The organism is Micromonospora sp. NBRC 110009, assembly GCF_030518795.1.
GTDB lineage: Bacteria > Actinomycetota > Actinomycetes > Mycobacteriales > Micromonosporaceae > Micromonospora.
The window spans coordinates 4110032-4124074 of the sequence record NZ_CP130427.1 but is presented as its reverse complement, the minus strand read 5'-3'; the positions used below and the strand labels follow the sequence as shown (position 1 = coordinate 4124074).

At 75.0% G+C, this 14043-nt stretch carries 11 protein-coding genes; 6 read left to right on the top strand and 5 right to left on the bottom strand.

Annotated elements, in window-relative coordinates:
• Nucleotides 1-10: 10 nt before the first annotated feature.
• Nucleotides 11-466 (bottom strand): SRPBCC family protein, encoded by a 456-nt coding sequence (locus tag Q2K19_RS19815; protein WP_302762822.1) that lies wholly within the window; start codon nucleotides 464-466, stop codon nucleotides 11-13.
• A 191-nt stretch (nucleotides 467-657) separates the two neighbouring features.
• On the opposite strand from Q2K19_RS19815, the gene Q2K19_RS19810 reads away from it, so the two are divergent.
• From Q2K19_RS19810 to Q2K19_RS19790, 5 genes are all read left to right on the top strand, one after another.
• Complete coding sequence (locus tag Q2K19_RS19810; RefSeq protein ID WP_302762821.1) at nucleotides 658-2463, top strand: AMP-dependent synthetase/ligase; 1806 nt, start codon at nucleotides 658-660, stop codon at nucleotides 2461-2463.
• 14 nt (nucleotides 2464-2477) lie between these two features.
• Nucleotides 2478-4169: a GAF domain-containing sensor histidine kinase gene (locus tag Q2K19_RS19805; RefSeq protein WP_302762820.1), complete on the top strand. Its 1692-nt coding sequence runs from the start codon at nucleotides 2478-2480 to the stop codon at nucleotides 4167-4169.
• Between the two features lie 7 nt (nucleotides 4170-4176).
• Nucleotides 4177-4845 carry a response regulator transcription factor gene (locus Q2K19_RS19800; protein WP_007072219.1) on the top strand — a complete coding sequence of 223 codons (669 nt, stop codon included), beginning with the start codon at nucleotides 4177-4179 and terminating at the stop codon, nucleotides 4843-4845.
• A 207-nt stretch (nucleotides 4846-5052) separates the two neighbouring features.
• Nucleotides 5053-5865 carry an SAM-dependent methyltransferase gene (locus Q2K19_RS19795; RefSeq protein WP_302762819.1) on the top strand — a complete coding sequence of 271 codons (813 nt, stop codon included), beginning with the start codon at nucleotides 5053-5055 and terminating at the stop codon, nucleotides 5863-5865.
• Between the two features lie 82 nt (nucleotides 5866-5947).
• Nucleotides 5948-7639 (top strand): putative bifunctional diguanylate cyclase/phosphodiesterase, encoded by a 1692-nt coding sequence (locus tag Q2K19_RS19790; protein WP_302772648.1) that lies wholly within the window; start codon nucleotides 5948-5950, stop codon nucleotides 7637-7639.
• A gap of 19 nt (nucleotides 7640-7658) precedes the next feature.
• On the opposite strand, the gene Q2K19_RS19785 is transcribed toward Q2K19_RS19790, so the two are convergent.
• The 4 genes from Q2K19_RS19785 to Q2K19_RS19770 form a co-directional block, all read right to left on the bottom strand.
• Nucleotides 7659-8783, bottom strand: coding sequence for a glycosyltransferase family 4 protein (locus Q2K19_RS19785; protein ID WP_302762817.1), 1125 nt, complete (start codon nucleotides 8781-8783; stop codon nucleotides 7659-7661).
• Entirely contained in the window at nucleotides 8780-10039 is a 1260-nt protein-coding gene (locus Q2K19_RS19780; protein ID WP_302762816.1) for a M48 family metallopeptidase, read from the bottom strand. The genes Q2K19_RS19785 and Q2K19_RS19780 overlap by 4 nt, the downstream gene beginning before the upstream one ends.
• 208 nt (nucleotides 10040-10247) lie before the next feature.
• Nucleotides 10248-10466: a hypothetical protein gene (locus tag Q2K19_RS19775; RefSeq protein ID WP_302762814.1), complete on the bottom strand. Its 219-nt coding sequence runs from the start codon at nucleotides 10464-10466 to the stop codon at nucleotides 10248-10250.
• A gap of 125 nt (nucleotides 10467-10591) precedes the next feature.
• Nucleotides 10592-12049, bottom strand: coding sequence for an NYN domain-containing protein (locus Q2K19_RS19770; RefSeq protein ID WP_302762812.1), 1458 nt, complete (start codon nucleotides 12047-12049; stop codon nucleotides 10592-10594).
• A 127-nt stretch (nucleotides 12050-12176) separates the two neighbouring features.
• Here Q2K19_RS19770 and Q2K19_RS19765 point away from each other — a divergent pair, with 127 nt between their 5' ends.
• Nucleotides 12177-13934 (top strand): DEDD exonuclease domain-containing protein, encoded by a 1758-nt coding sequence (locus Q2K19_RS19765; RefSeq protein WP_302762810.1) that lies wholly within the window; start codon nucleotides 12177-12179, stop codon nucleotides 13932-13934.
• Nucleotides 13935-14043: the final 109 nt, after the last annotated feature.

Sequence of the window (14043 nt, the reverse complement as noted above, 5' to 3'; positions counted from 1 at the left end):
GCGGGTCGGGTCAGTGGGCCGCACCGGGTGCTTCTACCCGGCGCTTGAGCTGCTTCAACGCCGCATCCATGATCATTTTCTCGGCCTTGCGGCGAAACATCCCGAGCATGGCCACGGAGAGCTCCACCTCCAGGGTGTAGGTCACCGTGGTGGTCCCGTCCGGGTTGCCGGTCAGGTCGTACGAGCCGCGCTGCGACTTCTGCATCTTCGAGGGCGCCACCAGCTGCCACTCGACCCGGGAGATGTCCTCGGCGTACTCGTAGGCCAGCACGTACTCGTCGGCCATCACACCGGCGTCGATGGTGAACCGGACCTGGCTGGCGTAGCCGTCCTCGTACTCCTCGATCACCTCCGCCTGCCGCACCGCGTCGGCCCACTCCGGGTAGCGGGGGAAGTCGCAGATGACCGCCGCCACCCGGTCCGGTGACGCGCCGACGATGATCGACTGGGTGGAGGAGTCCGCCATGGGGGGAGGCTACCCGGCAGCGGCCCGCCGCGCGGCGCTCCACCCCCGCCCGTCGCGGCGCGCCTCCCGGAGCGGGGCTGTCCCATCAGCCGGGCGGGCAACCTCCCCACCTCACCTCGCCCGGCGGGCGGGTAGGTTTCGACAGAGCCGACCACGGCCGGCCCGGCCAGTGCGAGCACGAGGGAGTGCAGGTGCGCGAGTTCTCCGTTCCGCCGATCGTCACCGTCGGGGACGCGGCCAACCTGACCGACCCGGTCTGGGACAACGCCGAGGTGGCCCCCGACGCCGTGCAGTTCGTCCGGCGTACCGGCGGCGACGGCCGCGCCTGGACGGACGTCACCTGCCGGCAGTTCCGCGACGAGGTGGTGGCGGTGGCGCGCGGTCTGGTCGCCGCCGGCGTCTCCCCCGGCGACCGGGTCGCGCTGATGAGCCGCACCCGCTACGAGTGGACCCTGTTCGACTACGCCATCTGGGCCGCCGGCGCGATCACCGTGCCGATCTACGAGACGTCCAGCGCGGAGCAGGCGGCATGGATCCTCGGCGACTCCGGGGCGGTCGCCGCCGTGGTGGAGAGCACCCAGCACGCCACCCTGGTCGCCGGGGTCCGCGACCGGCTGCCCGAGCTGCGCGAGGTGTGGCAGATCGAGCTGGGCGCGGTGGACGAGTTGGCGGCCGCCGGCGAGTCGGTCGACCCGGCCGAGATCGAGGTACGCCGCAGCGCCGTCAAGGCCGACGACATCGCCACCATCATCTACACCAGCGGCACCACCGGCCGCCCCAAGGGCTGCGTGGTGACCCACCGCAACATGTACGCCGACATCGCCAACGCCGTGCCGGTGCTGCCGAACCTGTTCCGCCAGGGCGCCTCGACCCTGCTGTTCCTGCCGCTCGCGCACGCCTTCGCCCGGCTCATCCAGATCGGCGTGGTGCAGGCCCGGGCCACCATGGCGCACTGCTCGGACACCAAGAACCTGGTCGGCGAGCTCCAGGAGTTCAAGCCCACCTTCGTGCTCTCCGTGCCCCGGGTCTTCGAGAAGGTCTACAACGGCGCGCGGCAGAAGGCCGAGGCCGAGGGGAAGGGCAAGATCTTCGACCGGGCGGAGAAGGTCGCGATCGCGTACAGCGAGGCGCTGGAGACCGCCGACGGGCCGGGCCTGGCGCTGCGCGCCCAGCACGCGGTCTTCGACAAGCTGGTCTACCGCAAGCTGCGGGCGGCCATGGGCGGCCGGTGCCGGGACGCCATCTCCGGCGGCGCCCCGCTCGGCGCCCGGCTCGGCCACTTCTTCCGCGGCGTCGGGGTGACCATCTGCGAGGGCTACGGCCTCACCGAGACCGCCCCGGCCGCCGCCGCGAACCTGCCCACCGGCACGAAGATCGGCACCGTCGGCCGACCGCTGCCCGGCGTGACCGTCCGGATCGCCGACGACGGCGAGATCCTGATCTCCGGCGAGATCGTCTTCCGGGGCTACTGGCACAACGAGGCGGCCACCGCCGAAGCGCTCACCCCGGACGGCTGGTTCCGCACCGGCGACCTGGGCCGGCTCGACGAGGACGGCTACCTCAGCATCACCGGCCGGAAGAAAGAGATCATCGTGACCGCGGGCGGCAAGAACGTCGCCCCGGCGGTCCTGGAGGACCAGGTCCGGGCCCACCCGCTGGTCAGCCAGTGCATGGTGGTCGGCGACCGGCAGCCGTTCATCGCGGCGCTGGTCACCCTCGACGAGGAGGCGCTGCCGAAGTGGCTGGCCGCGCACGGCCGGCCGGAGCAGACCAGCGTGGCCGACCTGCGCGACGACGGCGAGCTGCGCGGCGAGATCCAGGGCGCCATCGACCAGGCCAACCAGGCGGTCTCCAAGGCCGAGGCGATCAAGGTGTTCCGGATCCTGCCGCAGGACTTCACCGAGGCCACCGGCGAGCTGACCCCGTCGCTGAAGGTCAAGCGGCAGGTCGTGCACAAGACGTACGCGGCGGAGATCGCCGATATCTACCAAGGCTGACTACCATCCGTCACGTGCCCGCCTCGACACCCACCCAGCCGCAGACCCAGCCGCTCGCGGCGGCGGCCCGCCTGGTCCTCCTCGCGCTGGTCGCCGCCCTGACCCTGTTCGCCACCCGCGACGTCGCCGCGCTCTGGTGGATCGCCCTGCTGGGCGCCGCCGGGCTGCCCGCCGTGCTGGCCCCGCAGCATCGCCTGCTCGGGCTGCTCAGCCGCTTCGCCGAGGTGGTGATCCTCGGGCTGGCCGCCAGCCAGGTGGCCGCCGACACCCGGCTGACCGGGGTGACCGGCGGGCTGGGCGCCTCGGCGGTGCTGCCGTACCTGGCGGTGCCGGTGACCGTGACGGCGTTGCGCCGCCGGTTCCGCGAGGGGGCGGCGCTGCTCGCCGTCACGGCGGCCACCCTGCTGGTCAGCGCGGCGTTCACCGAGGTCGGCGGCGGGCGGCAGCTCGGCCAGCTCGGCTACCTCGCGGTCTGCGCGCAGTGGCTGATCCTGGCCGGTCTCGGCCTCTACACCGCCGGCATGTTCCAGCGCGTGGTGCGGGTCCGCGGCGAGGGCAAGCCACAGCCGTACGCCGAGGCCACCCGGCTGCTGACCCAGCTCCGCACGGTGGCCCGCCAGCTGCCCGGCGCGACCCTGGACCCCGGCGGCATCTCCGAGCACCTGCTGGAGGAGCTGCGGGTGGTGGCGAAGACCGACCGGGGGGCGGTGCTCTCCGCCTCCGGCGGCGGCCGGCTGGTGGTGCTCGCCCAGGTCGGCGTGGACCGGGTGGACTGGGAGACGACGCTCGACGCCGATTCGGCCATCGCCGACGCCTGGGCCAGCCAGCAGCCGCAGACCGCGTCCCGCTCGCAGGCCCGGTCCGGCCACTCCGGCGAGGTCTCGGCGCTGATCGTGCCGCTGGTCGCCGGGGTCCGCACGGTCGGCCTGGTGGTCATCGAGGCGGACACCGCGCACGCGTACCCGCCGGCGGTGATGTCCCGGGTGACCGCGCTGACCGGCCCGGCGGCGCTGCGGCTGGAGGCCGCCCTGCTCTTCGACGAGGTGCGCTCGCTGGCCACGAACGAGGAGCGGCAGCGGCTGGCCCGGGAGATCCACGACGGGGTCGCCCAGGAGCTGGTGATGGTCGGCTACGGCATCGACAACGCCCTGGCCACCGTGCACGACGACGCCGAGGAGACCGCCGACTCGCTGCGCACGCTGCGGCAGGAGGTCACCCGGGTGATCACCGAGCTGCGGCTGAGCCTGTTCGAGCTGCGCAGCGAGGTGGACCGGCACGGCGGCCTGGCCGCCGCGATCGCCGAGTACGCCCGCACCGTCGGCGCGTCCGGCGGGCTGCGGGTGCACCTGTCGCTGGACGAGTCCACCGCCCGGCTGCCCGCCGCCACCGAGGCCGAGTTGCTGCGCATCGCGCAGGAGGCGGTGACCAACGCGCGCAAGCACGCCGGGGCGGCCAATCTGTGGGTCACCTGTGCGGTGGACCCCCCGTACGCCCAGATCGAAGTGTCGGATGACGGTCACGGCATCGGTGACCAGCGCCCGGACGGGCACTATGGTCTTGCGATCATGGCGGAGAGGGCGGAACGTATCCGGGGCCGGTTGGAGATCAGGCCGCGGCAACCCAGCGGCACGACGGTGGCGGTGGTACTCGGCTCCTCGCCCCGGCGCGATAAGGTGCGCGGCAGCGCAGCAGCAGAAGGGGAGTAACCCGAGGATGACCACTAGCCCGACACCGGCCACCCGTACCAAGGTTCTCCTTGTCGACGATCATGACCTGATCCGGAAGGGACTGCGGCACGCCTTCGAGCGGGATCGGCAGTTCGAGGTCGTGGGCGAGGCCGCCACGGCCGCCGAGGGCGTACGCCAGGCCGGTGCCCTCCAGCCGGACGTGGTGATCATGGACCTTCGGCTGCCCGACGGCAGCGGTCTGGAGGCCACCCGGGCGCTGCGCAAGTCCAGCGCCTCGATGGGCATCGTCGTGCTCACCATGTACGCCGGCGACGACCAGCTCTTCGGCGCCCTGGAGGCGGGCGCGAGCGCGTTCGTGCCGAAGACCGCCCCGGCCGACGAGGTGGTGGCCGCCGCCCGGCACGCCGCCTCCTCCCCCAGCGCGTTCACCGCCGCCGACCTGGCCGAGGCGATGAAGCGCCGGCTGGCCCCGTCCGGCCCGCAGCTCTCCCCCCGCGAGGGCCAGGTGCTGCGGCTGCTCGCCGACGGCATGAGCGTCGCCGGCATCGCCAAGCAGCTCTTCGTCAGCGAGTCGACGGCCAAGACGCACATCTCGAAGCTCTACGAGAAGCTCGGCGCCGCCAACCGGGCGCAGGCGCTGATGACGGCGCTGCGGCTCGGCCTGCTGGAGGCCCCGGACGCGCCGAAGTTCTGACGGCGTTCGCCCAGCTCGTCGGGAGAGGCCCGGGTCCGCATGCCGGATCCGGGCCTCTCCGGCATTCCGGGCGGCCCCCCACTCCACACGGTGAGGGGTCGGTAGCGTAACGACGGTGGTCTTTGCGCCGCGTCAGCGGACGGGCAGAATACCCGGATGGCCCGCGCGGGCGAGGACCGCGCGCTGTCGAGACAAAGGGGCGGAGACATGCAGCGGCCGGACTGGGCACCCGACACGATCGACATCGAGCGCCCCAGCGTCGCCCGCATGTACGACTACTATCTCGGCGGCTCACACAACTTCGCGGCCGACCGGGCCGCCGCCCGGGCCATGGTGGACGCCGTGCCGGAGGCCCCGCTGATGGCCCAGGCCAACCGGGCGTTCCTGCGCCGGGCGGTGCAGTTCCTGGCCGAGTCGGGGGTACGCCAGTTCCTCGACATCGGCTCCGGCATCCCCACCGTGGGCAACGTGCACGAGATCGCCCAGCGGGTCGCCCCGGAGAGCCGGGTGGTCTACGTCGACGTCGACCCGGTCGCGGTGGCGCACAGCCAGGAGATCCTGGCCGGCAACGACCGGGCCGCGGTGCTCCAGGAGGACCTGCGCCGGCCCACGGCGATCCTCAACCACCCCGAGGTGACGAAGCTGCTGGACTTCTCCCAGCCGGTCGCCGTCATGATCGTCGCGGTGCTGCACTTCATCCCGGACGCGGACCAGCCGCAGGAGATCCTGCGGACGCTGCGCGCGGCGCTGGCGCCCGGCAGCTACCTGGTGATGTCCCAGGCCAGCGACGACGGCCGGAGCGAGACCGGCGAGCGGGCGGAGGCCGAGCGGGTCTACCGCCGCACCGACAGCGAACTGTGGATCCGCAGCCGGGCCGAGCTGACCGCGCTCTTCGACGGCTTCGAGCTGGTGGACCCGGGCGTGGTGTGGGTGCCGCAGTGGCGGCCGGAGTCCCCGGAGCAGGCGGAGAACGCCGCCCAGTCGGTCTTCATGGGCGGCGTCGGGCGGTTCGGTGGGTGACCAGGCCGGCACGGCCCGCTCGTGCCCGGGCACCTTCGCCCGGGCCTGGGCCAAGGCGGTCTCCGGGACCAGCTACCTGCCGATGACGCAGGCGCAACTGGAGGCGCTGCTCCAGCGGCTCACCGAGCGGCTGGCCGTGGCGATCCGGTCCGAGCCGTTCGACCTGCGCGTCGGCCAGCAGGTCGGCGCGGAGCTGGTGGCGGCGCACATCGCCTCCGCCGAGGGGTTGGGCCGCACCATCGAGGTGATCCAGCTCCGCCTGGTCCGGGACCTCGGCCTGGTCGCCGAGGACGTCGAGGACCGGATGGCCCGGCTACTGGCGACCGTGGCCACTGGGTACGCGCGGGCGCTGCGCGACCGCACCCTGGACGAGCAGGAGTCCATCCGGCGGGCGGCGATGATCGCGCGAGCGCGGGCCGAGCGGGCGCTGCGGGACAGCGAGGCCCGCTTCCGCCACCAGGCCACCCACGACCCGCTCACCGACCTGCCCAACCGCACCCTGTTCACCGAGCGGCTCAGCGCCGCGATCACCGAGCCGGGCCGGGGCGCCGACCGGGTCGGGGTCTGCTTCCTCGACCTGGACCGGTTCAAGGTGGTCAACGACTCCCTCGGTCACCAGGTGGGCGACCTGCTGCTGGTCGCCGTGGCGCACCGGCTGCGCCGGGCCCTCGGCGAGCACCTGGTGGCCCGGCTCGGCGGCGACGAGTTCGTCATCCTGGTCGAGCGCGCCGCCTGCACCGAGGACGTGGTCAAGGTGGCCGAGACGGCGCTCGCCGTGGTGCGCGAGCCGGCGCTGGTGGCGGGGCACGAGCTGACCGTCTCGGCGAGCGTCGGCATCGTGGAACGGCCGGTGGCCGGCACCTCGCCGATGGAGCTGATGCGGGCCGCCGACAGCACCCTGCACTGGGCGAAGGCGGCCGGCGGGGCCCGCTGGTCGATCTTCGACGCCGACCGCAACCGCCGGGAGCTGGCCCGCTACGCCCTCTCCGCGGCGATCCCCGCGGCCCTCGACCGGGGCGAGTTCCACCTCGACTACCAGCCGCTCACGTCGCTGCGCGACGGCCGGGTGCTCGGCATGGAGGCGCTGGTCCGCTGGCGTCACCCGGAGCTGGGCGTGCTCCGGCCGGACAGCTTCATCGGGCTGGCCGAGGAGACCGGGCTGATCGTCCCGCTCGGCGGCTGGGTGCTGGCCGAGGCATGCCGGGAGGCGCGGGGCTGGGCCGGCACCGCTGGGGCCGCCGCACCGTTCGTCAGCGTGAACCTGGCCGTGCAGCAGGTACGCCGGCCGGAACTGGTGGACGAGGTGCGCGAGCTGCTCCGGCGTACCGGGCTCCCGCCCGGGCGGCTCCAGCTGGAGATCACCGAGAGCACCATGATGAGCACCGCCGAGGAGCCGGTACGCGCCCTGCGGGTCCTGGCCGACCTGGGCGTCCGGATCGCCATCGACGACTTCGGCACCGGCTACTGCAACCTGGCGTACCTGCGCGGGCTGCCGGTGACCGAGCTGAAGGTGGCCGGCGAGTTCGTGGCCGGGCTGCGCGCCCCGGCCGACGACCCGGCCAGCCGCACCGACGAGCGGATCCTCGCCTCGTTGGTGTCGCTGGCCCACGCGCTGGACGTGACCGTGACCGCCGAGGGCGTGGAGACCGGCGAGCAGGCCGAGCGGCTGCGGGCGATCGGCTGCGACGCGGCGCAGGGCTGGCACTTCGGCCGGCCCGGGCCGGCGGCGCAGCACCTGGGCGGCTCCCCCGCCCTCTCCGGCAGCACCGTCTGACCCGCACCCGCGGACCGGGTCAGCCGGCGAGGAGGGCGCCCATCCGCTCGGCCTGGGTCTCCCAGCGCCACTCCCGCTCCACCCAGGCGCGGCCGGCCGCACCGAGCTGGCGGGCCAGGTCCCGGTCGGCGAGCAGGGTGGCCACCCGGTCGGCGAGCTGGGACAAGTCCCGGCCGCGCACCACGTAGCCCGTCTCCCCCTCCCGGACGGCGTCCGGCGCGCCGCCGGAGTCGCCGGCCACCACCGGCAGGCCGGTCGCGCTGGCCTCCAGGTAGACGATGCCCAGCCCCTCCACGTCCAGCCCGCGGTTGCGGGTCCGGCACGGCATGGCGTAGACGTCGCCGGCCGCGTAGTGGGCGGGCAGCTCGGCCGACGGCACCGAGCCGGTGAAGACCACGTCGCTTTCCACACCGGTCTGCCAGGCCAGCTTCTCCAGCGTGGCCCGGTAGGGCCCGCCGCCCACCACCAGCAACGCGGCGTCGGGCACCCGGCGACGGATCTCGGGCATCGCGCGGATCAGCATGTCCTGCCCCTTGCGCGGGACGAGCCGGGAGACGCAGACCACCACCGGCCGGCCGGTCAGCCCCAGCTGCTTCCGGACCTCCTCGCCGTCCACCGACGGGTGGTAGGTGTCCACGTCCACGCCGGGGGCGAGCCGGCGCAACTCGGTCGCCCCGTCGAGCACCCGGGCCAGCCGGACCCGGGTGTACTCGCCCAGGTAGGTGGTGACGTCCACGCCCCGGCCGATCCGGCGCAGCAGCGACCGGGCGCCGGGCAGCGCCGCCCAGCCGACCTCGTGCCCGTGGGTGAGGGCCACCGCCCGCCGGATGCCCGCCCGCCGGCGCAGCCCGGCCGCGAGCAGCCCCAGCGGGGCCGCCGCGCCGAACCACACCGTGTCGCAGTCGTACGCCCGGGCCAGCTTCGCCGCCCGCCGGGCGACCAGCGGGGTGGGCAGCAGCACCTTGGTGCGTTCCCGGATCACCTCGAACGGCTGGTCCGCGTCGAACTTCGCGGCGCCCCGCCAGCTCGACGCGTATACCACCACGGAGCCGGCGGGCTGACGGACGGCGAGGTGGTGCACGAAGGACTGGATGCCGCCGGGGCGGGGCGGGAAGTCGTTGGTGATCAGCAAGGTGCGGCTCATCTGCCGATCTCCCTGGCGTAGGCGCGGGCGGCGGCCATCCGTTCCACGGTGGACGGGTGGGACGCCGACCAGAGGTATTCCCAGCGGGGCGGGTCGGGGTCGGCCAGGTTCACCCCGGCCAGGCGGCGCTGCATCGCCTCGAAGGTGGCCGGGTCGCCGGTCAGCGCGAGGGCGTGCGCGTCGGCCCGGGCCTCCACCCGGCGCGAGACCAGGGCCTGCATCGGGGTGGCCACCAGGCCGGCGACGGTGACCAGCGCGATGAGCAGCGGGAACGCCCGTGGTTGGGCGATCGTGTCGACCCCGGCCAGCCGCAGCAGCGGGGCCCAGGAGCCGATCAGGTAGAGCGCCACCACGGCGGCGGCGGCACCGAGCGCCCCGACGAGGGTGCCGGTCCACACGTCCCGGTCCCGGGCGTGCCCCAGCTCGTGCGCGACGACGCTGGTCACCTCCGCCGGGGTCGCCTCGCGCAGCAGGGTGTCGTAGACGACCACCCGCCGGGTCGGCCCGAGCCCGGAGACGTAGGCGTTGACCGCCCGGGTGCGCCGGGAGGCGTCGGCGACCAGCACGTCGCGGACCGGCACCCCGTCCCGGGCGGCCAGGCTCATCAGCTCGGTCCGCAGCGGGCCGGGCTCCATCGGGGTGAACCGGTTGAACACCGGCTCCACCAGCACCGGCAGCACGAACGACAGCAGCACCACCAGCGCGGCGGCCCCGGCCGCGCCGAACGCCCACCACCAGCGCGGGGCGAGCCGGACCACCGAGTAGAAGCCGAGCAGCACGAGCGCGCCGATGACGGCGCTGACCGCGTACGACTTGAGCAGGTCCACCGCCCAGCCGCCCCAGCCCTGGGTGCTCAGCCCGTAGCGGGTGAGCACGGTCTGCCGCCAGGCGGCGAAGGGCAGGGTGAGCAGGTCGGCGAGGAGCATCACGGCCAGCCCGCCGAGCACCGCCTGGGCGATCCAGTGGTCGCCGAAGGGGCGGCCGGCCGCCGCCACCAGGCGGCCGCCGAGCGGGGTGAGCCCGAGCAGGAGCGCCACCACCAGGCCGACGGCGAGGGCGGACCACGCGGCCGGGCGCAGCGCCCCGTGGAAGGCGCGACCCCGGGCCACCTGCTCGACCGGGAGGGAGCGCAGCGCGGCCACCTGGTCGGCGCGGGGTGCCGGTGGCCGGTGCCATGGGATCAGCAGCGCGCCGGCGACGGCCAGCGCGACGACCAGCCCGGCCAGGGCCAGCACGGCCCAGCCACGCGGGCTCACCGCCCCACCCCGCCGTCGCGTCGTGCCCGTTTCATGCCGCTCCTCCCGCCGTGAGCGCCCATCCTAAGGCCCGGCGTGGCCGCGCGGCGCGGGCCCGGCGCCCCGGATCCGGTCCGGACCGCCGACCCGGTGACGCCAGCTGCGCGGGAGGCCGCGACCTCGGCGCGACGGGGCGCGCCCGCGGCGGCCGGTCGGCCCGGGCGGGCGGTCAGGCGACGTGCCGGCGGCGGCCCGGCCGGCGGGCGTGGCGGCCGGGCGGGGCGGGCAGCACCGCCACCTCGAAGCCGGCGCGGGCGAACACCTCGATCGCCCGGTGCTCGGCGGGGCCGAGGTCGGCCGCCGGGGCCCCGGGGTCGAGCAGCGCGGTCACCAGGCAGCCGGAGCAGCCGGCGCCGCGGATCCCGCAGGTGTCGCAGTCGATGAGCATCAACGCCTCCTGACGCGTCGCCGGTGGCGGAAGGGAGACATCCGGCCACCGTCGGTCACCAGGACGCTAAGCGGTGCCTACGACAGAACCGGACAACGGGGCAGCAGGCACCCCGAATCCGATCATCAGGAGCGGGCGAGCCGGCGCAGCAGTGAGTCCGCGCCCAGCGGGTACGCACCGTGCCGGCGTACCCCGTCGGCGACCTCGCGGTCGGAGGAGACCACGACGACCGGGCGGCCCGCCGGCTCGGCCCGGACCAGCCGGCGGATCAGCTCGTCGGCGGTCTCCCCCTTGCGGGAGAAGAGCACCCGTACGCCGCGCGGCGCGGGCGGCAGCCCGTGGATCCGCTCGGCGCCGTCGAAGACCACGGTGACCTCGTCCCCGGTCTGCGCGGCGATCCCGCCCAGCCCGCTGATCAGCCGCTTGCGCTGCTGCTCCAGGGACATCTCGCCGAAGCCCCGCTTGGTGACGTTGTAGCCGTCGACCACGAGGTGGGCCTTCGGCAACGCGAGGAGCTGGTCCAGCCGGGCCGGATCGTCGGTGTCCCGGGCGCGGGCGGCCGCGCCGGCCCGGGTGGTGGTCGACTGGTCGGCGAACGCGTCGGCGACGAAGTCGGCCGGCAGCCGGTCGACCGGGTCGAGGGCCAGTTCGCGGCGCAGCCCGACGGCGGCCTGCCCGATGGTCTCCAGCAGCAGCCACAGCCGGGCGTCGTCGACCGACCGGGCCTCCTTGGCGCTGGCCCGGGCCACCCCGGCCGCGGCCTCCGCCTCGGCCAGCCGGGCCCGCGCCCGGCGCAGCTCGGCGTCCGCGTCGGCCGCCGCCCGGGCGGCCCGGCCCCGCTCGGTGGCGAGCAGCTCGGTGGCCTTGCGCTCCCGGGCCTGGGTCTCCCGGAAGGTACGGGTGAGCTGCCGGGCCTCCTCGCGCAGCTGCCCCAGCTCCTCCCGGACCCGGGCCAGCTCATCGCGGAGCTTCTCCGCCTCGACCCGGGCCACCGCGCGGTCGTGTTCGGCGCGGGTGGCCCGCTGCTCGGCCTCCCGGACCAGCTCGGCCACCACGGCGCTGTCCGCCTCGGCGCGCACCGCCGCGCCGCTGGCCTCGATCAGCTCCCGCCAGCCGCGCGGCCGGGCCAGGTAGGCCAGGGCGGCCACCTCGACCGGGTCGGCGGCGGCCGGGGCGGTCCCCTCGACGACGGCCGCACCCAGGTCACCGGCGTCGGCGAGCACCCGGGCGGTGACCCGCTGCCGGAACAGCGGGTCGGCGGTGAGCTGGGCGGCGATGGCCGGCGCGCCGAGCCGGGCGCGGCGGTTGGGGGCGAACTTGGCCACCCGGCGCAGCGGGACGGGCACCTCGTCGGCGGGCAGGCCGGGCAGCACGGCGGCGGTCAGCGCCACGATCCGCTGCCGGACCGGCTCGGGCAGGGTGGGCTCCGGCTCGGGCGCGGCCGAACCGGCGGCCTCGGCGTCCGCGCCGGCGTCGGGGGCGATGTCCGGCTCCCGGGCCTGCGGGGCCTCACCGGCGTCGTGCGCACCGAGCACCGGCTCCTCCGCGGAGAAGCGGTCGTCGTGCGGCTCGGTGAGGGGCATGTGGCAAGTCTCCCACCCCGAACGGGCCCACCGCCCGGTGAGTGAGCCGATCTCTCATCCTACCCGGGTGGTGACGGATGGGGCCGGTGGGACGGGAGTGTCGGACCCGGCCGCTAGCGTGCCGCGGGTGACCCGAGCGGAGTACGTCCAGGAGTCGCTGGCCGGCCTGGACCGGGCGGCGGGCAGCGGGGTCGACCCCGCGCTGCCGCTCTACGCGACCACCTTCGTGGTGGTCGACCTGGAGACCACCGGCGGCGCGCCGGACGGCGGCGGCATCACCGAGATCGGCGCGGTGAAGGTGCGCGGCGGCGAGGAGCTGGGCGTGCTCGCCACCCTGGTCAACCCGGGGGTGCCGATCCCGCCGTTCATCACCGTGCTGACCGGCATCACCCAGGCCATGCTGCTCCCCGCCCCGCCGATCGAGCAGGTGCTGCCGAGCTTCCTGGAGTTCCTCACCGACGCCGTGCTGGTCGCCCACAACGCCCCCTACGACGTGGGTTTCCTCAAGGCCGCCTGCGCGAAGCACGGCTACCGCTGGCCCAACCCGCGGGTGCTGGACACCGCGGCGCTGGCCCGCCGGGTGCTCACCCGCGACGAGGTGCCCAACCGCAAGCTGGGCACCCTGGCCGCCTACTTCCGCACCGCCACCCAGCCGACGCACCGGGCGCTGGACGACGCGAAGGCCACCGTCGACGTGCTGCACGGGCTGATCGGGCGGCTCGGCGGGCACCGGGTGGACACCGTCGGCGAGGCGATCGAGTTCGCCAAGGCGGTCACCCCCACCCAGCGCCGCAAGCGCCACCTCGCCGAGGGGCTGCCGAAGGTGCCCGGGGTCTACATCTTCCGGGCCGCCGACGACCGGCCGCTCTACATCGGCACCTCCGGCGACATCGCCACCCGGGTGCGCAGCTACTTCACCGCCGGCGAGAAGCGGGCCCGGATCTCGGAGATGCTGGCCGCCGCCGAGCGGGTCCAGGCGGTGGAGTGCGCCCACTCGCTGGAGGCGGAGGTCCGGGAGCTGCGGCTGATCGCCGCGCACGCGCCGCCGTACAACCGGCGCTCGAAATATCCGGAACGGCAGGTCTGGCTGAAGCTGACCGACGAGGCGTACCCCCGGCTGTCGATCGTGCGCGACCTCGGCGCCGCCGACACCGCCTACCTCGGCCCGTTCCGCTCCAAACAGGCCGCCGAGCTGGCCGCCGCCGGCTTCCACGACGCGGTGCCGCTGCGCCAGTGCACGCACCGGCTCTCCCGGCGCACCACCATGCCGGCCTGCGCGCTGGCCGAGCTGGGCCGCTGCCCGGCGCCCTGCGAGCACCGGATCACCCCGGAGGAGTACGACCACCGCGCCGCCACCCCGTTCCGCACCGCCACCACCAGTGACCCGCAGGTGGTGGTGGACGCCCTGCTCGCCCGGATCGAGGTGCTCTCCCACGCCCAGCGCTACGAGGAGGCCGCGGTGGTCCGTACCCGGCTGGCCGCGGTGCTGCGCGCGGCGGTGCGGATGCAGCGGCTGGCCGCGCTGACCGGGATCGCCGAGCTGGCCGCCGCCCGCCCGGCCGCCCGGGGCGGCTGGGAGCTGGCCCTGGTCCGGTACGGCCGGCTGGCCGGCGCCGGGGTCTCGCCGCCGGGGGTCCACCCGCGACCGACCATCGACGTGATCCGGGCCACCGCCGAGACGGTGCTGTCCGGGCCCGGCCCGGTGCCGGCCGCCTCGGCCGAGGAGACCGAGCGCATCCTGTCCTGGTTGGAGCGACCGGAGACCCGGCTGGTGGAGATCTCCTCCGGCTGGGCCTCCCCGATCACCGGCGCGGCGCGGTTCCGTGCCCTACTGACCAAGGCGGAAAATGGGGGATCCCACCAACTCTCGACCGAACGCCCATGACCAAGTGTCCGATCGGACGACGTCAACTCGCTTAGGCTGTTAGAGAAGTGCAGTCCTGCCCGTTTCGCGGGCCTGCTCCCGGTCGCCGGTCACGGCGACCCGGGGCCGG

Coding starts and splice junctions, on each gene's coding strand:
- Q2K19_RS19775 (WP_302762814.1), bottom strand. CDS start 10,466: ATGCTCATCGACTGCGACACCTGCGGGATCCGCGGCGCCGGCTGCTCC.
- Q2K19_RS19770 (WP_302762812.1), bottom strand. CDS start 12,049: ATGCCCCTCACCGAGCCGCACGACGACCGCTTCTCCGCGGAGGAGCCG.
- Q2K19_RS19785 (WP_302762817.1), bottom strand. CDS start 8,783: ATGAGCCGCACCTTGCTGATCACCAACGACTTCCCGCCCCGCCCCGGC.
- Q2K19_RS19815 (WP_302762822.1), bottom strand. CDS start 466: ATGGCGGACTCCTCCACCCAGTCGATCATCGTCGGCGCGTCACCGGAC.
- Q2K19_RS19800 (WP_007072219.1), top strand. CDS start 4,177: ATGACCACTAGCCCGACACCGGCCACCCGTACCAAGGTTCTCCTTGTC.
- Q2K19_RS19790 (WP_302772648.1), top strand. CDS start 5,948: ATGACGCAGGCGCAACTGGAGGCGCTGCTCCAGCGGCTCACCGAGCGG.
- Q2K19_RS19795 (WP_302762819.1), top strand. CDS start 5,053: ATGCAGCGGCCGGACTGGGCACCCGACACGATCGACATCGAGCGCCCC.